This window comes from Pseudoalteromonas sp. HM-SA03 (genome assembly GCF_002289345.1).
GTDB lineage: Bacteria > Pseudomonadota > Gammaproteobacteria > Enterobacterales > Alteromonadaceae > Pseudoalteromonas.
The window spans coordinates 1-219 of the sequence record NZ_NSDG01000138.1; the positions used below are offsets into that span (position 1 = coordinate 1).

The following is a 219-nucleotide window of genomic DNA, read 5'->3' on the forward strand; positions in this document are numbered from 1 at the left end:
AACAATGTGAGTGTGATTACTCATCACGGCATAAGCACAGACATTAATACAAAACACAGACCCCAACATCAGGAGCTTTTCTTCAACCCAATCTCGGCGGTGTTCATATGATTTTCCGGTAAATCTATCTTCACCACAGAGGAAGGCGCGCCTTACGCAGCGGGAGATACAGTGGTAGTATTTGGTGTCGGTTAAACTGATTTGTTTTTTACGGGCTGT

At 44.3% G+C, this 219-nt stretch carries 1 pseudogene; it reads right to left on the bottom strand.

Annotated features, from left to right (window positions below):
- Positions 1-219 (bottom strand): annotated as a pseudogene (locus tag CKO50_RS23075) (transposase); the annotation flags it as partial.